Annotated in this window: 11 protein-coding genes and 1 tRNA gene; 9 read left to right on the top strand and 3 right to left on the bottom strand. The window is 34.7% G+C overall.

Features of this window, described 5'->3' with window-relative positions; translation table 11 throughout:
* Position 1 precedes the first annotated feature (1 nt).
* From F6P99_RS01835 to F6P99_RS01820, 4 genes are all read left to right on the top strand, one after another.
* Positions 2-2,338: a glycoside hydrolase family 2 protein gene (locus F6P99_RS01835; protein WP_152285731.1), complete on the top strand. Its 2,337-nt coding sequence runs from the start codon at positions 2-4 to the stop codon at positions 2,336-2,338.
* 338 nt (positions 2,339-2,676) lie between these two features.
* On the top strand, positions 2,677-5,760 hold the full coding sequence (locus F6P99_RS01830; protein WP_152285730.1) for a SusC/RagA family TonB-linked outer membrane protein: 3,084 nt from the start codon (positions 2,677-2,679) through the stop codon (positions 5,758-5,760).
* A gap of 11 nt (positions 5,761-5,771) precedes the next feature.
* Positions 5,772-7,532, top strand: a complete 1,761-nt coding sequence (locus F6P99_RS01825; protein WP_152285729.1) for a RagB/SusD family nutrient uptake outer membrane protein — start codon at positions 5,772-5,774, stop codon at positions 7,530-7,532.
* 11 nt (positions 7,533-7,543) lie between these two features.
* Positions 7,544-9,226 carry a hypothetical protein gene (locus tag F6P99_RS01820; protein WP_152285728.1) on the top strand — a complete coding sequence of 561 codons (1,683 nt, stop codon included), beginning with the start codon at positions 7,544-7,546 and terminating at the stop codon, positions 9,224-9,226.
* A 70-nt stretch (positions 9,227-9,296) separates the two neighbouring features.
* Here the strand turns inward: F6P99_RS01820 and F6P99_RS01815 are convergent, their stop codons facing one another.
* Positions 9,297-9,854, bottom strand: coding sequence for a 3'-5' exonuclease (locus F6P99_RS01815; protein ID WP_152285727.1), 558 nt, complete (start codon positions 9,852-9,854; stop codon positions 9,297-9,299).
* A 212-nt stretch (positions 9,855-10,066) separates the two neighbouring features.
* On the opposite strand from F6P99_RS01815, the gene F6P99_RS01810 reads away from it, so the two are divergent.
* Positions 10,067-12,646: a glycoside hydrolase family 3 C-terminal domain-containing protein gene (locus F6P99_RS01810; RefSeq protein WP_152285726.1), complete on the top strand. Its 2,580-nt coding sequence runs from the start codon at positions 10,067-10,069 to the stop codon at positions 12,644-12,646.
* On the opposite strand, the gene F6P99_RS01805 is transcribed toward F6P99_RS01810, so the two are convergent.
* Positions 12,641-14,131: a helix-turn-helix transcriptional regulator gene (locus F6P99_RS01805; protein ID WP_152285725.1), complete on the bottom strand. Its 1,491-nt coding sequence runs from the start codon at positions 14,129-14,131 to the stop codon at positions 12,641-12,643. The genes F6P99_RS01810 and F6P99_RS01805 overlap by 6 nt on opposite strands.
* A gap of 154 nt (positions 14,132-14,285) precedes the next feature.
* Positions 14,286-14,358 (bottom strand) — tRNA-Phe (locus tag F6P99_RS01800).
* Between the two features lie 124 nt (positions 14,359-14,482).
* On the opposite strand from F6P99_RS01800, the gene F6P99_RS01795 reads away from it, so the two are divergent.
* Genes F6P99_RS01795 through lptC form a run of 4 tightly spaced genes read left to right on the top strand, consistent with a single transcriptional unit; the run spans position 14,483 to position 18,454 of the window.
* Positions 14,483-15,214, top strand: coding sequence for a type III pantothenate kinase (locus F6P99_RS01795; RefSeq protein ID WP_152285724.1), 732 nt, complete (start codon positions 14,483-14,485; stop codon positions 15,212-15,214).
* Positions 15,211-16,467 carry a PorV/PorQ family protein gene (locus F6P99_RS01790; RefSeq protein WP_152285723.1) on the top strand — a complete coding sequence of 419 codons (1,257 nt, stop codon included), beginning with the start codon at positions 15,211-15,213 and terminating at the stop codon, positions 16,465-16,467. The genes F6P99_RS01795 and F6P99_RS01790 overlap by 4 nt, the downstream gene beginning before the upstream one ends.
* Positions 16,468-16,491: 24 nt before the next feature.
* Entirely contained in the window at positions 16,492-17,847 is a 1,356-nt protein-coding gene (locus tag F6P99_RS01785; RefSeq protein WP_152285722.1) for a tetratricopeptide repeat protein, read from the top strand.
* A gap of 52 nt (positions 17,848-17,899) precedes the next feature.
* Complete coding sequence (gene lptC / locus F6P99_RS01780) at positions 17,900-18,454, top strand: LPS export ABC transporter periplasmic protein LptC (RefSeq protein ID WP_226912986.1); 555 nt, start codon at positions 17,900-17,902, stop codon at positions 18,452-18,454.

Below are 18,454 nucleotides of genomic sequence, written 5' to 3'. Positions count from 1 at the left end.
GATGCATAAGCTATATAAAGGAATTGTTTTATTGTTGATCATGGTAATTAGTCAATCTTGTGAGCAACAAAAAGGAAACACTTTGATTATAAATCAAGATTGGAAGTTTCAGCTGTTGGATGATTCGGTGGTTTCTGATACAGAATACTCTGAAAAAGAATTCGACGACACTGCTTGGGAAAAAGTTTCGTTACCTCATTCAGCACATATTGAGCCACTTATAGTAACAGATCAGTGGCAAGGAATCTGTTGGTATAGAAAATCATTTGTGGTTCCAGAAGAGGCAATTGATAAGCAAGTACTGCTTGAGATGGAAGCAGCAATGAATCATTCAAAATTTTGGATAAATGGTTCGTTGGTGAAAGTACATCAAGGAGGGTATTTACCTGTGGTTATTGATATCACAAATTACATTGAAAAAGGGAAGGAAAATGTGTTGGCAATTCGATTGAATAATAGAGATAACGTTATTACAGGTCCTAAACCATTGAAGAAACTCGATTTTAATATGTACGGTGGTTTGTATAGAAATGCTAAATTACACATCAAAGAAAAAGTACATATTACGCATCCGGTATTGGCTAAAAAAGCTGCAGGAGGTGGTGTTTTCGTGACCTATCCGATGGTTTCTAGTGAAAAATCAATCGTGCATGTTAAAACCGATGTGGTGAATCAAGCTAATAAGTCTGAGGTCGTTCAAGTATTTCAAAAACTGTTTTATAAAGATCAGTTGGTGGCAGAAAAACTTTCTGATGTTGATACGATTCTAAGTAAAGCAAGTCAAGAATTTATATGTGATATTGATGTCAAGAAAGCAAAATTATGGTCACCTAAAAATCCAAATTTATATAGATTAGAAACAAGTGTATGGATCGATAAAAAACAAGTAGATCGACAAACAACTAAAATTGGTATTAGAAAATTTGAATTCAAAGGACAAGATTTTTACATAAACGGAGAAAAAACTTTCTTACGAGGTGTGAATCGACATCAAGAATATCCATTTGTAGGGTATGCGTTATCAGACAACGCTCAATACAGAGATGCCGTAAAAATTAAGGAAGCAGGTTTCAATTATATTCGTTTGTCACACTATCCTCAATCACCTGCTTTTATGGATGCCTGCGATGAGTTAGGGTTGGTTGTGATCGATGCGATTTTAGGTTGGCAATATTATTTAGACAACGATTTGTTTAGAAAATACTGTTACAGATCTGCCCGAGAATTAATTAGAAGAGATAGAAATAGACCTTCTGTGATGGCGTGGGAAGTTTCTTTAAATGAAACCCAAATGCCAGTGTTTTTTATGGAAAAGTTACATAAGATTGTGCATCGTGAGTATCCGGGTCCGAATGTATATTCTTGTGGTTGGATGGATGATGTTTATGATATTTATTTACAGGCCAGACAACACAGAATTTTACATCCTCATAAGTTAAAAAGCAAGCCTTATTCTGTTTCTGAATATGGTGATTGGGAGTACTTTTCGAGTAATGCTGGTTTGAATCAAGATTTGTTACCGAAAAACGTTAGAAAGGAAAAAAGTTCAAGACAGGCTCGTGGATATGGTGAAGCTAGATTGTTACAACAAGCGGCAAACATACAAGAAGCACATAACGATAACTTAAGCACAGTTGCATATTCAGATAGTTATTGGGTAATGTATGATTATAACAGAGGGTATTATGATGATCTAGAAGAGTCAGGAATTATGGATATTTTTAGACTGCCTAAATTTGGATATTATTTTTATCAAAGTCAAAGAGCTATTGAAGAAGGTTTGGTGTTACAGATAGCTAGTTATTGGAATGATAAATCTCCCTTAAATGTAAAGGTTTATAGCAATTGTGACGAGATAAAATTGCTTTTAAATAATCAAGTAATTGCGTTGCAAAAACCCGATAATAATGAGGTTTCAATAAATTTAAACCATCCTCCTTTTACCTTTAAGTTACCTTCTTTTGAAGCAGGTGTTCTTAAGGCAGTTGGTTATGTTAACGGAAAAGAAGTGATGCAAACAGAAGTAGAAACTCCACGTCAACCGATTGCATTGAAAATTTGGGTAGATGAAAGTGGGATTGCTCCTGAATCAGGAGTAAATGATGTCTTGTTCCTTTATGTTGCTGCGATTGATGAAAATGGTACAATTGTTCCAGATTTTTCCGAAGAAATTCAAGTTGAGGTTGATGACAAACTGATTGTAATAAACCCAAATAAAATTGTTTCAGAAGCAGGTATTGCAACTGCCTTGGTAAAAATAAAAGACAAAAGCGGAAAGACAACTGTCAAAGCTAAATCTAATAAATTAGAAGGCAGTTATAGTTTTAAGATTAGATAACAAGTAAACTGAATTGTTTTCAAAGCTCCATTTGTAAGAATGGAGCTTTTTTTTGTTAAATTTAGAATAGTATTATAAGTTTTTTGAGATTTTTAAATTTTAAAGTGCTGATTGTGTGTGTTTTATGTTTTTGTTTGTTGGAGTTTGTACCCAAGAGCACATTTTGTTTACTCGTATGAACAAAAAAAATAGAGAGGGTGTTTAAGTTTACTGTACTAAATAACCATTAACTAAAACCGACTTATGTGAAAACACTCTCCAGTATTTTTCATGCCCTCATGAAAATTCAAAAATCTGTATATCAGAACCTAAAAATCTAATTAACCAAAATAAACCAAATGAAAAAACTATTTTTTTTAAAAAAAGGACAAGTACTATTGCTACTCGCTTTTTTTTCTTTGTTGTCTATTGAAACAAACGCACAACAAGGCTCAGGATCTATTACCGGGGTGGTGGTCAGTCAAGAAGACAATATGCCCATTCCTGGTGTAACAGTTATTGTCAAAGGTACCGCTGTGGGTACAACGACCAATTTTGACGGTGAATTCACAATTTCTGCAAATCAAGGAGATACTCTAGAATTTACATTTATTGGAATGACAACACAAACACTCAAAGTAAACGGAGCAACCGCAAATGTCTCTTTGTCTCCTGATGTTGAAGACTTAGAAGAAGTTGTTGTAATCGGATACGGTGCTCAGAAAAAGAAAGAAGTTACCGGGGCAGTATCTCAAGTAAAAGCCGAAGCGATTGAAGATTTTGTTGCACCGGATGTTGCCAATTCTCTACAAGGTATGGTTGCAGGTGTAAATGTTACAGCTGCGAGTGGAGAACCAGGTGAGTCTTCTAATATTCAAATTAGGGGTATTACCTCATTATCAGGTAGTAATACACCTTTGTTTGTTGTAGATGGTATTCCGCAACAAGGAGATCCAGGATTGGCTCCAAACGAAATTGAAACAATTGATATTTTGAAAGATGCTGCCTCTGCTGCCGTATATGGGACAAGAGGTGCTGCTGGGGTTATTTTGATTACTACGAAACGTGGTACAGCGGGTAATGTTAGAGTTTCGTTTGATACTTCGTATGGTGTGCAGTCATTAGGTACAGGTACCCCTTTGATGAATACAGATGAAAGACTAAGATATGACTTGCAAAAATACAACTTGGTTTCATCTCAATTTCCACCTGGTCCACATAATAATCCTGAATGGTTGAATAACGACAATGAGTTTAGAGATTATGTATTGGTAGATTATGCAGGTACAACGCAACACAATTTAAATATTACTGGAGGTACAGATTCATTTACCTATAATGCAGTAGTAGGTTATTTCAATCAAGAAGGAACGATAATCAATTCGGGATATAAAAAACTGAATGGACGTGCCACTACGACATACAAGTCTGACAAGTGGAAAATAAATACGAGTTTAGCTTTTACTTTAGATGATAAAGATGTGGTGAGTTCAGGTTTGTTGATCACAGCAATGAAATATCCTCCGTACTATCCTCAAATTGATCCTGATGCTGAAATTATCGTTTCAAATGGTAGTGGAGGAGTTACAACACCAGCGAACAATTTAGCACAAGCATTGAAACGTAAAACAAACAGAAGACAAGATAAAATAAACGGAAGTTTAAGTTTGAGCTATAATTTTACTCCGGATTTTTATTTTATTACAAGAGCAGGAGTAAATGTGAATAATATTTTGAATCATCAGTTTGTACCTAAATTTGGGGTTTTTGATATTGAAGACAATACTACGGAAGTGGATCCTATAAAAAGTTGGGTGATCAATCAACACTCAAGATTCAATTCAATTTCTTGGGATGGTAGTTTGAATTACAAGAAAAAAATTGGTGGTCATACCTTTAATTTATTAGCTTCAGCTACATTGCTTGAAGAGCATTTTGAAGATTTTACTGCTCGTAAAGAAGGGGTAGCGAATAATAGTATCGAAGTGTTGAACGGAGCTAATATTAATCCAAATGCAACTTCTGGTTTCAATTATAATGTGAGAACAATAGGTTTCTTAGGTAGATTGCAATACAACTACCAAGGAAAATATTTATTATCAGCTTTGATTCGTAGAGATGGATCTTCTAAGTTCGGTAGCTCGAATCGCTGGGGAACCTTCCCATCGGTTTCTGCTGGTTGGAATATGTCTAGTGAAGATTTTTGGTCTTCTATAAAACCAGTAGTAAATAACTTAAAAATTAGAGCAAGTATAGGTACGGTAGGTAACGATAGTTTCCCTGCTTATGAATATGCAGCAACAATTCAACAAGGTGCAGACTATATTTTTGACGAAACTGATACGCAAGTAGATTTTGGGACTGCGATTTATTCTTACGCGAATGAAAATGTAAAGTGGGAGACATCTGTTCAACAGAATTTGGGTGTGGACGTTTCGTTCTTGCGAAATAAATTTTCTCTAACGGCAGATTTTTATAATACGCAGAAAAAAGACATGTTGTTTCCAGTGAGACTACCAGCATCTTCGGGAGCATATTATGATACAACTACCACGCTGAATATCGGTGATATGACTAATAGAGGTATGGAGTTAGCAGCAAATTACCAACAAAACTTTGGGAAATCGAGACTAAGAGTAGGAGCTACTTTTACGAAAAACTCGAACAAAATAACCAAGATGCAAGATGGGCAACCGTTGATTTACAATAGTAACTCTACTTTGATTTCTGGTGATCAGAACTCTGTAACTACCGTTTTAGCTGAAGGATACGAAGTAGGTTCTTTCTTCTTGTTTAAAACAGATGGTGTAATTCAAACACAAGAAGAATTAGATGAATACAAGCAATTAGGTGGTAGAGAAAATGCAAGATTAGGAGATTTGAAATATATAGATCACAACGGTGACGGAGTTATAAATGAAGCTGATAGACAATACCTTGGAAGTGCGTTGCCAGATTTTGAAATGGGATTCAATTCTACGTTCAGTTATAAAAGTTGGGATTTGGTGATGAATTGGTATGGTACATTTGGTTCAGAAATATTAAACGGTAACAACGCCGCAGCATTTACGAACGGAGCCCATAAAGGCTTAACTGGAATGTGGACACCAGACAATCCAACTTCAAATATTCCCCTACACACAGGAGATTCAAAAAGTGGTTTGTATAATTATACAGGAGTTACAGATCAATGGTTAGAAAGTGGAGATTATGTGAGACTTAAGTTGATTTCGTTAGGATATTCTTTCAGTCCTGGACTATGTGAGCGTATAGGTCTTACAAAACTAAGACTATACATGCAGGCACAAAACGCATTGACTTTTACAAAATATAAAGGATATGATCCTGAAGTTGGAGGCGGAAATGTTGCAAGAAGAGGTCTAGATGTATCTAGATACCCAGTAAGTGCTTTATACACAATGGGACTTAAATTAACTTTTTAATATAAAAACATATGAAAACGAAAATTAAATATTTCATAAGTATGATTTTAATGGTTGGTGCTATTACTGCGTGTTCTGATGAGTCGCTAGAAGAAACCAATCCAAATAGTGTTTCAGCTGATATTTATTGGTCGAACCTAGAAGAATCAAATTCGAACTTAACATCTGTATACGGTGCAATGTACAATCATTTTATCTGGGGTTTTGATATAGAGGCTTGGCGATCTGATTTGGGTTTCCCAAAGTCAAGAACTAATTCTTACCAAAAAGGACTGCCTTGGTATGAGAAGCGATTTAGCAATAGTATAATTGATGTTTCTAGAAAATGGGAAGCTTTATACCAAGTGATTTTTAGAGCGAATCAAGTGATTCAGGGATTAGAAGGTATGGATGCTGAGTTTAAATCAGATGAAAGGTGGACAATCCAAATGGCAGAAGCTCGTTTTTTTAGAGGATTAGCTCATTTTTACTTGCATTCAACGTATAATAACGGAAAAATTATTTTAAGAGATAAAATTCCTGCTGATCCTTCTGAGTTTTCAACGGGATTAACAGATGCTGATGTAGTTCAAGATTTCTTTAGAGTAGATTTAGAGTATGCGTACCAAAATCTACCTGCACAACAAGTTCAAAAGACGAGAGCAAACGCAGGTTTAGCGGCTTTGTTATTAGGTAAGACCTATTTATATACAGAAGAGTATACAAAAGCAATGGTGTATTTGAATGATGTGATTAATAACAGTGCATACGGATATAGACTGTTAGAAGGAGATGAGGTAAGTTTATTATTTACTTCTGCAGGTGATTTTAATGCAGAATCTATTTTTGAAATCAACAATTCAGACCAGCATCAATTAGAGGATAACACATGGGATGAAGAAAGTTTTTTTACTAGATGGCCTAGATTTTCAGCACCAGCAGGACAACCAATTCAAGGTACGGCGTATTTTGTGCCTTCTTCTTGGTTGACGCATGCGTATTCTAAAGAGGTGTTAGATTCAAATGATACCAGAAATTATGTAGATGACGGTTCAGGAGGTACCAAGCTTAGAAATGTACCGTTGAGAGCAGCTCAGATGATAGCAGTTGTTAATGATGAAACATCGGAGTATTACCAAGCTCCTGCTGCTAATAGTTTGATTGGGTTCGGAGGAACAATTTTTTCTTTCTTCAAAAAATTCACCAATCACGATATCGTTTCTTCAGAGGGTGATATCGCACAAACCCCATGGAAATCTGGTAAAAATGTGGTTGTTTATCGCTTGGCAGATGCGTATTTGATGCAAGCAGAATGTTTGATAGAAACTGGTGATTTGGCGGGTGCAATTGAGCATATCAATAAAATTCGTCAAAGATGGGGAGTTGAATCTCTCGGAGTATCTGATGGTTCTAATCATGATTTTGATGGTGTGGTTTATACGCAAGAAACTTTAAGAGAACATTTGAGACATGTTGAAAAGCCTCTTGAATTGTCTTTAGAAGGACATTTTGAAAGAACGATTGATTTAAGAAGATGGGGAGTTGCAAAACAAAGATTTCAAGATTTGGCTGCAATGGACTTTTATTTAGATAACTATACGCCGACAGGAGTTGATGTACCTAATAGAAATAAAAGTTTGATCACTGAAGGTATGAGTCCAACAGCACCAACCGATCCAACGGTTCAGTTGAAAGAATTTGAAACAGCAGCTTCAGAGTACAATACTGCTTTGCATGACTATTTACCATTGCCTTTGACAGAAGTACTTTACAATCAAGAAGTAAATAACTAAAAACTAAAAAAATGAAAAAAATATTAAACTTAACGTCACTGTTATTTGCTTTGTTGATAGCATTTAGTTGTGATAACGATTATGATTTACCATATAATGATTATTCAAGTTTTTCTTTATACATGAGTGATGGATGGGATGAAGGTGATAAAGTTTTGAATATAGATAATTACATCATTTATAAAGATCTGTCTAGTAATGCGATTGAGCATAAATGGACGATCCCTTCTTCAGCAAAGTTTTTAAACAAAGAATTTACAGAATTAGATAGTGTCTATACTGATTTTATCATTCCAGGTGCTGGAAGTGTTTCAAATGAATTTCAGGCAAACGTATTGTTTCAAGAGGCAGGTTTGAACGAGGTAAATTTGTATAACACTTATAAAGATTCTGTTGTAGGTTCTGTGAAAGTTGGTGATGTTTGGGTGCTAGATAGCACGTTTGTGATTGATGTATTTGCTAATGTGTCACCAGCTTGTAAGGTGTACAAAGTAATTGATAAAACGACTGACCCAGAGCAATTAGAATTAGTCGCGACATTGACAGAAGATCAGTACCCAGATATAAAAGATCAAGCTACTTGGCCTCAAGTTAGTATAGAAGCGGGTTCTGAATTGAGATATGAAGACAACTCTATTTCAGGTAGACCAACAGGTAGAACTTGGTATGCAGATGGAGGGAAACCAGATCAATCAAATGCGGAGATTGCAGATATCAAATACAATAAACTAGGAGATTTTACAGCTTCTATGGAGACAAAACGTAGTGGTGATGATGTGCCTAATTATTCTGCGACGAAATTAATTCCTTTGAGAATAAATGTAATTCCGTCTACGCAACCATTTGTACAGACCGGTAAAATAAATGTTGAAGAAGGTAATGTCATTACGCTTAGTGTTACAGGAGAGGTTGAAACTTTGAGTGGAGAAGAAGCTAACTTCACGGTGCATGTAGTCAATGCTGATGCTGGTTTTGATGGAAATATTCCTGTCAAAACAGCACGGTTAAACTCAGAAGATGCTACAGTTATTGAATTAGAGATAGATGGTGAGATTTACAATACCGATGTTGTAGAGGTATCATATGCTGGAGGGAATATTGTTTCTGTTGATTCTAGAGTTTTAGAAGCGTTCGATCCAACTTCAGTGGTAATACCTTTGGGGGATAGTGTATTAATTGAATCCTATGCAAGTTATGAGACTTCTAAAACAGCATGGAAAGCTGCCTTCTGTACAGGTTACTGGGTAGGTAATACAAATGGTTCTGCAGGAGCACCATATTTTGCTAGAGATGAAAACTTGTTTAGTAATGATGGAGGTTCTGCCAGTATGAAATACAGTGCACCTTCAGGTTTGGTGAAAGTGAATTTACAAGGAACTGATTTCTCTAAGCCAAATGGTTATCCTGCCGGAAAATATAGAGTTTCATTTATGGTGTACCTGGAAGAAGGGAATACAATGAAGCAATTTTTGACGATATTGAAACTGCCAACTCCAATAAATACTTTTTGGGATATAGAAAATCTTCCTAGAGGAGAATGGGTAGAAGTCTCACAAGTATTAGAGGTAGATGAGATTACTTCAGGTACTCGATTAGACTTAACGATTGATCCAGCCCATAATGCAGGAGTTACTGGACCTCAAACTATTTACTTCGACAATCAAAAATTAATTGAAATAGTTCCGAGACCTTAATTAAAAATAAATATTAGTTTGTAGTTGACACCAATTAACGTTACATGTTTAACGTTAATTGGTGTTGTTTTTATAGGTGGTAAATTCCTTTTTGAATCAATTCAAAAATAATTTTTGCTTCCATGATGGAGTCGTCCAATCCTCTATGCGCTTCAATTTTGGGTGTTGTTGGGAATAAGATATCCCATGCTTCTTGTGCCTTAGGCCACTTGTAGCCTCTAGAACTTTCTATTTTAAAGAAGTCAGTACTTGCTTTCATCGGACAAGTTGTTTTTTGACCTAATTCAAATCCGTTTGCTTCGAGAAAGCTAAAATCAAAATCACAGTTCCACGCTGTAATCTTCCCTTTAAATGCATTTAAGGTTTGTTGAATTTCATCTTTGTAATCACTAATAGGATTTGCATTTCGGACCTCTTCGATATCCATGAAGCCATTTTGAAATATCCATGAGTTTCTGTGTTTGGCAGTTAGATTAGGATCTTTGAATACCTTGTCGAATAATTCAGTGATTTCGCCGGTGTCAATATTGAGTTTTACAATCCCTAATTCTAAAATATAATCGTTTCTAGAACTTAGACCTGTGGTTTCTATATCTAAAACTAAAATTTCATTTTCGTAAGATGTCATTTGAATAACGTTGATTAATGGTGGGTAATTTATGATTTTATAGAGTAGTAACCCAAAAATATCATGCTAAAAAAAGAGAAACCATTTATGCTGTTGTTGTAATCGTATGTTATGTATAAATTCCGTTTGTCCGTGTTTTGTCCATACGTTATTTTGTGAGGTTCTATTCACTGTTGTTAGTTTTGGGCTTAGTTAATCTAAATATTTATTTTATGAAATTTATTAAGCAGATGATGTGGTTTGTCACACTATTTATTACCTCTTTAACAGTTCAAGGGCAGTGGACAAATCCAGATGCAACTATTGACGAAAGGGTTGAAGACTTATTGTCTAAAATGACATTGGATGAAAAGATCAGTTATTGTGGTTCAGTGATTCCTGGTATTGAGAGATTAGATATTCCAGATTTTGAATGGTATGGTGAAGCGTTGCATGGAGTAATTGGCTGGAACTGTACTCAGTTTCCTCAGAACATAGCCATGGGAAGCACGTGGAATCCAGATTTAATGTTCGATGTCGCTACCGCAATATCAAATGAAGTTCGCGCTTTAAAAAACATGGGTAAGAAAGAAGTGATGATGTTTTCTCCAACGGTTAATATGGCTAGAGACCCTCGATGGGGAAGAAATGGAGAGTGTTATAGTGAAGATCCGTTTTTAATGTCTGAAATGGCTCGAATGTATGTGAGAGGGATGGAAGGAAACGACTCGAAATATATAAAAGCTGTGACTACTGTAAAACATTATGTTGCGAATAATGTTGACAAAGGAAGAGAGAGGATTCATTCTAATATTGGAAAAAAAGATTTGTACGAATATTATTTTCCTGCATATAAAACTTGTGTGATAGACGAAGAAGCTTCAGGTATTATGACAGCATTGAATGGATTGAACGGAATTCCGTGTTCAGCACATAATTGGTTGGTCAATGATGTTTTGAGAGACGAGTGGGGATTTCAAGGGTATGTGATTGCAGATTGGACTGCGGTTGAAGGTATTGAAAAAAATATGAAATATGCTTCATCGCAACCCGAAGCGGCTGCCATGGCTATAAAAGCAGGGGTAGATCAAGAGTGTTTCCGAAGAAGATTAGAAAAATTTGCTCCGATGGTTTATGCATTAAAGCCCGCGATTGAACAAGGTTTAATTAGTGAAGAAGAATTGAATGTGTCAGTAAGAAGGTTGCTGAAACTGAGATTTAGAACAGTTGATTTTGATAATGTTTCATTAAATCCATATTCAGAAATACCAACTTCTGTTTTAGAATGTGATGCTCACAGGTCTCTAGCATTGAAAGCTGCAGAAGAGGCGATTGTTTTATTAAAAAATGAAGCTATTCTTCCCTTAAAGAAAGATATTGAAAACTTAGCGGTAATTGGTCCATTTGCAAATCGTTGTTGGATGGGGATATATTCTGGACATCCGAAAAATAAAATAAGTCCTTTAAGCGGTATTGAAAATTATACTGATGCTAACGTTAGGTTTGCTGAAGGCTGCTCTGTTATAGGAGCTGAAGATGATCAAGTTAAAATAGATCAAGCTGTTGCATTGGCTAAAAAAAGTGAGTATGTTGTATTGGTAGTCGGAAATGATGAGAGTACTTCAACCGAAAATCTGGATAGAAAATCATTACAATTACCTGGAAATCAACATCGATTAATAAAGGCTGTACAGGCAGTAAATAAAAATGTGGTTTTAGTTTTGGTGCCAAGTGGTCCTACTGCCATCAATTGGGAGCAAGAAAATATTCCGGGCATCGTTTGTGCTTGGCCAAATGGACAAGAACAAGGCACTGCACTTGCCAATGTGTTGTTCGGAAAAGTTAATCCTGGAGGTAAATTGAATTCGACTTGGTATCAATCAGTTGATGATTTGCCAGATTTTAATGATTATAAGATTCGAGAGGGAAAACGCACTTATATGTATTTTGATGGAAGTCCTTTGTACCCGTTTGGTTTTGGATTGAGTTATACCAATTTTGAGATCAAAAATGTGCAATTAAGTACGAAGAAATTAAAGGCAATGAAAGATCTTTTTGTCTCAGCTACGGTTGATAATACAGGATTGATTGATGGCGATGAGGTGGTGCAAGTTTATATAAGAGATGTAAAGTCTTCTGAAATGACACCGATTAAATCACTCAAAGGATTCAAAAAAGTACATGTAAAAAGTGGTGAATCAGAAGTGGTTAAAATAAAAATTCCTTTTGAGGCATTTGCTCGATATGATGTTAAAAAAGAAAAATTTATTGTTGAAAAAGGAGATTTTGAAATTCTTGTAGGAAATTCGAGTGATAGAATTGTAGCAATAAAAAAGATTGCTGTCAAATCTGGAGAGATCGCACCAATTAGAGTAGGACAAAAAAGTGGTTATTATGATTCTGAAGATGCAAACAGAGATAAAAAATGGAATCATATATATAAAAATGAAGCTGATAAAAAGACAACGCAAGCTTCTGAAAAGTCGATGAATGATTGGGTGTCTTATAGGTTTGTTTTTACAGATCCTGGTTTTTACGTAAATACTTGGGATGCAGAAATCGTGTTCGACTCTGTGTCTGAAGGTGCTGAAATAGAAACTTCTATGCAAGGAGCGAAAATAAAGAGTTATAAAGCTCCAAAAGATTTAAAATTATCAGTGAAAATCCCCATACCTCCCGAATATGGTAAGCCTGTAGAATTGAAAATTACGACACTCAAAGGTAGCGCTAAGGTGAAGTCAATAAAGATTATTCCGCCAGGTGATAAAGAAGCTTTTATAGTGTCAGAGGTATATAAATCTTCTAAATCATAAGCTATTTATGTAAGAAACCAAGTTTGCATCTCGATTTAAGTGTAGTTTTTTTCTGAGACGATAGCGTGCTTTATTTGCACTATCAGCTGAGATTCCCATAAGGGAAGCCATTTCTTTAGTAGAAAAATTTAGTTTTACTAAAGAACAAATTCTCAATTCATTTCTGCTTAAATCAGGGTGCAAGTTTTTTAATGAGGCGTAAAATTCACCGTTTACTTGAATAAACCTTGTTTCGAACTCTTCCCACATCGTGTTTGAACTAACGTTTATACTGCTTTTTAGTTTTTTTATAGATGCTTCTTGTTGTGTTGTTGCTATGTTATTTAGGCCAATTTTTATTTCAGATAAGAGTTTGTCTTTTTCTATAATTTGAAGTGCAGTAAATGCAAGTTCTTTTTCTTTTAGTTTGATTGCTGCATGGGACTTTTCAGAGGCTAATTTTTTTTCTAATTGATGTTTCTTGCTGATAAGTCGATAACTTATATAAGATGATATCAATAAGATGATGACTAATATACTCGTGAATAGGAGTTGAATTTGAGTTTTGTCTTTTGCTGCTTTCAAAAGACTCAATTCTTGTTCTTTTTTTATTTTTTTGTTTTCTTGGATAGTTTTTCGATACGAATCTTTTATTTCAAATAGTTTCTTGTTTCTAGAACTTTGACTTCCAAAGAGGCTGTCTCCAAGTTTTTTCGAAGCGGTCATCAATTCAAAAGCTTTTTTATGGTTTCCTAACTGATAATTGATGTTAGAACTTTTTTCGAGCAAACCTACTTTTAGGCCAATCCTACTGTTTTGTTTGGCAATTGCACTTAAGCTTTTATCGTAATAAGAAAGTGCAAGTGTCATTTTATTTTTTTTCTGATATAAATCTCCCAGCATTGAATAGATTATAGAAATATAGTTATGTTGTTCGCTGATGCTGTATAAAATTTCTAGAAGTGTCTTTTCTGAAGATAAAAATTCACCAGCTAAAGTTTGTTGGTGTGCCTGTTCTGTAAGTATATAGAGCCTTTCTTTAAAAGGTGTTTGTAATGAGTCTAATATGCTATTGCAGATTTCTATTTGTGCTTTGGCTTTTTCCAGTTTGTTGTTCGTTCTGTATGTAATTGCAGCTGCATAATGCAAATTACATTGCGTTTGTAACGATGTTATTTTTGCTTTTTTTGCATAGTAAAACATCGAATCAATAGAGGAATTTGCGTTTTTTCTATCGTGAAAAATAGAATATAAAATTGATAAGTTTTTGTAGGCCTTGTATTTTGTTACAGGGTTGTTGATCGAGTCTGAGAGTAATAAAACATTCCATAATTTATCATAGGCTTCAGGATAATAGGCCAATGCTGTTAAATCTTGTGATTTTTCAATCTCTGATTCTGCTATTTGCGATAAAGAGTCTTGTTTTATTTCGTTTTGAGTGATTTTTGCATGGTTGTTCTGGAAGACGAAAAAAAATGAAATAATTAAAAGAGATAGATTCTGCATAGCATGTCTAGAAATTGTTTGATCAAAAATACAATTATATTTTTTTTGATTTTACGCTAAACTAGTGGGCTGTTTTTCCTGAATGAGGGGGATTTATTCGAACTGTTTTAAAACAAAAAAGCCCTTGAAATATTTCAAGGGCTTTGTTTTAATGTGGTACCTCCAGGAATCGAACCAGGGACACACGGATTTTCAGTCCGTTGCTCTACCAACTGAGCTAAGGTACCATTGTCACTAAGGTTAGAGTTTGTCTCTTTGCCTAAGCGGTTGCAAATATACATGTATTTTTTAGATATATGCAAACAATTTTTAAAAAAATCTATTCGTATATTTGAACATTGATAAAAAACTATGGTATATCTAATAATTGACGCCGGAAATACGCGTGTAAAAGTATTTGTTTTTGAGGGAGATAACATTGTTTTTGAAGAGGTAGGTGATGTGGTTTCAACGGAGAAAAAAATTTCTACTATTTTTTTAAATTTTGCAATTGACCAGATAATTTTATCGACTGTTGGTAAATTTGATGCGAAGACTTCAGGATTGGATAAAATAGGAATCCCTCTTATTTTATTGAATCAATCTACCGAAGTGCCTTTTGTTAATTTATACAAAACACCAGGAACACTTGGTGTTGATAGAATTGCCTTGATGAGTGCAGCAGCTACGAAGTATGCAAAGCAAAATGTTTTGGTAATTGATGCTGGTACTTGTATAACTTATGATTTTTTGAACGCAGAGAATCAATATTTGGGAGGTGGTATTTCTCCTGGTTTAGAAATGCGTTATAAAGCATTGCATGCTTTTACAGAAAAATTACCTTTATTGCCAGCGGAGACTTCTTTTCAAATGATTGGAAATGATACTAATTCATCTATTCATTCGGGAGTTGGATATGGTTTTGTTTGCGAAGTTGATGGTATTATTTCAAGCTATTTACAACAATATTCAGATTTAACAGTTGTTTTAACAGGCGGTGATATGTTTTACTTGTCTAAAAGATTAAAAAATGGCATATTTGCGAATCCAAATTTTCTAGTAGAAGGTTTGCATGCAATATTGAAATACAATATAAACGAATGATACAGAAAACATTTTTGTTTTTTGCTTTACTGATAACAGCGCAGCACTTCGCACAGAAGCAACAAGCATCACCTTATTCTTTTTTTGGAATGGGAAATAATTTTCTCGCCAAAACGGTTGAAGAGAATATGATGGGAGCTACAGGTACGGCTTTATCAGTTCCAGGAAACTTGAATTTTAGTAATCCTGCAGCTCAAACGAATATGCGTTTCACTACCTATTCTTTAGGGGTTATAAATACGTTGAACGAAATTTCTGATGGAACAAATAAACAACGTTCGTCATTGTTCTCTCTTTCTTATTTAGGGATGGGGATCCCATTGGGAAACAAAGGTGGAATTACCGGAGGTTTAAGAGCTCGAACAGGTGTTGGATATACTTTGTATGGAGAAAATGAAGATATGACAAGTGATTTGACATTTGAAGGGTCTGGGGGAGCAAGTAGTTTGTTTTTAAGTGCTGGTTATCAGATTTTCAAGGGGTTTTCTTTAGGAGCTGAGGCGTCTTATGTGTTCGGTCAAATAGAGCATGTGGTTACTGAGGTACAAGATGGAATTACTTATGATACTAGAGAAAAATCGGTTTCTGATTTGAGAGGACTAGAAGCTAAGTTAGGTATGTTCTATACAAAACGTGTGGGTAAAACAAAAAACTTGAATTTAGGATTGACTGTTGTTCCAGAAAGTACAATCAACGTTACCGAGACAAGTAGCTTCTATAAATTGTCAGATTCAGATATCAATGATTTTCCTAGAAAAACATTAGAGCCTGTTACAGTAAAAGGTTCGGTTACTACACCTTTAAATACGACGATGGCAATTGCTTATGGAAAAGCAAGTGTGTGGCAGTCGAGTTTTGAATATAGTTATAATAAAGCGCAGCAATATACTGGACAGACTTTGTTAAATAATACACGTGGAGTTGTATATACTGATTACTCTAGAATGTCGTTTGGAGGGTATTATATCCCGAAATTTAACTCGCTTACAAGTTATTTTCAGAGAGTGGTTTACCGAGCAGGAATCAAGTATGAAGATTTAGGAATGCAGCTTCAGGGAAATGCTTTGAAAGATGTTGGCATATCTTTTGGTGTAGGTTTGCCGTTAGGTAAAGGTTTGACACATTTGAATATTGGTGCTGAATATGGTGTGAAAGGTAGTGTCATTGAAGGACTAGTAGAAGAAAAATATTTTAATGTACGAATGAGTATCTCTTTAGGAGATAAATGGTTCAACAAAAGAAGAATAAATTAACCGTTAAGAATAAACTAAATAAATATGAGAAAAATTGTATTCATTATAGCGAGTTTGGTTTTAAGCTATACTACTGTATCAGCTCAAGAACCTGCAAGTGAGGAGGCAATGATTAAGTACAATCTTTTTAAAGGAGATTACAAATCGAAGAATTATGAAGCTGCTTATGAAAACTGGATTTGGTGTTTTGAAAATACACCAAAACTTTCAGTAAATATCTATAAGCTGGGAGTAAATATTGCCAAAGACAGATATAAAAAGGCGGCTGATGCTGATAAACAGGCTGCTATGGAGTTGGTAAACAAAGTTTATGAGCAAAGAATTGAGTATTATCCTAAAGATTTGGCAAAAGTCTATAGTGATTATGCAGATTTTTTAATTTATAGCAAACAACCAGATGTTGAGGTTTATAATAAATTGAAAAAAGCATATCAGATAGATCCATCTAAGATGGGAGTGAAGTCTATCTATAGATATTTTCAGTATGTGACAGATGAGCATAAAGAATCGAATGTTCAATACATTTTTGATACGTACGATTTGTTGGTGAAAGCTGTAGAGAAAAAATTAAACTACTACGCGACGAAACTTGATGGGTATTCTACAAAAGTAGAGCAAGGAAACGTTTTGTCTTCTAAAGAGAAATCTTTAAAGAAAGCGTACGAAAACAATTCTAAAGCAATGGGTCAGGTAGTTCATGGTTTGGATAAAATTATTACTGATTTGTCTACATGTGAGCGTTTGATTCCTATGTATACTGAAGATTTCGAAGCAAATAAATCGAATGCACCATGGTTGAAAAGTGCGGTGAATATGATGTACAAGAAAAAATGTACAGAAGATCCTTTGTATGATACATTGGTTGAAGCTTATGTTACAGCTGAGCCATCTCCTGAAGCATCTGTATTTTATGCTGGGATTTTGGTAAAAAAGAATCAAATGGACAAAGCAAGAGAATATTTCTTAAAAGCTGTTGATCAAGAATCAGACCCTTATAAAAAAGCAGATTATTTGTATAAAATTGCACAAATTTTAAGACAAAAAGGTTTGAAAACGAAAGCGAGAACTTCTGCTTTAGAAGCTATCAAGTACAAAAGAAGTATGGGAGAGGCATATTTGTTAATTGCAGGTTTGTATGCTTCAAGTGCAAATAGCTGTGGTACTTCAGAGTTTGAAAAAAGAATGGTGTATGTTGCAGCGCAAGAAATGGCAGAAAGAGCTGCCGCTGTAGATCCTGTAAACAGATCTCGCGCTAACAAATACGTAAAGAGCTACAAAGCATCAGCTCCAGATAAAAAAGCAATTTTTACTGAAGGGTTAAAATCAGGAACTCCATATAAAATTGGATGTTGGATCAATACTACCGTAAAAATTCCTTAATTTTGAGTAAGAATAATCTTTTACTGGATAAAGAATGAATATGTTGAAAAACATGCAAAGAATACTTAAAAACATTGTTGCCATTTTTTTGGTAGCAATGTTTTTTTCTTGTGCAAACAGTGTGCAAGAAGTGAATGATTTCTTAGCAGATAAAAATTTACCTGTTGGAGAATCTGTAAATGTGAAGCATGTTTATAAAGATTCTGGTAGGATCGTGTTTCGATTGAATACCCCTTTATTATATGATTTTTCAAATAGAGAAAATCATCCATATTCTGAATATCCAAAAGGAATTAAATTGGTGACAATCGACAAAAAAGGAATTGATTCTACAACAGTGACAGGTAATTATGCAATATCCTATTCAAAAACTTCTATTTCTGAATTGATAGGAGATGTGGTTATTTACAATCATACCGAAAAATCAGAGTTATTAACTCCACAGTTGTATTGGGATCAGAAAACTAATTATGTTTTTACGGATAAAAAATTTACCTTAATCACAGAGGGTGATACGATTCATGGAGTCGGCTTTGAATCAAATATGGACTTGTCGGGATGGGTATTGAAGAAAATATCAGGAAATTTAAAAATAAAAGAAGAGTAG

It is taken from the genome of Flavicella marina, assembly GCF_009193215.1.
Taxonomy (GTDB): Bacteria; Bacteroidota; Bacteroidia; order Flavobacteriales; family Flavobacteriaceae; genus Flavicella; species Flavicella marina.
Note: the sequence above shows the minus strand (reverse complement) of the source record. Positions and strands in the feature narration are given on the sequence as shown.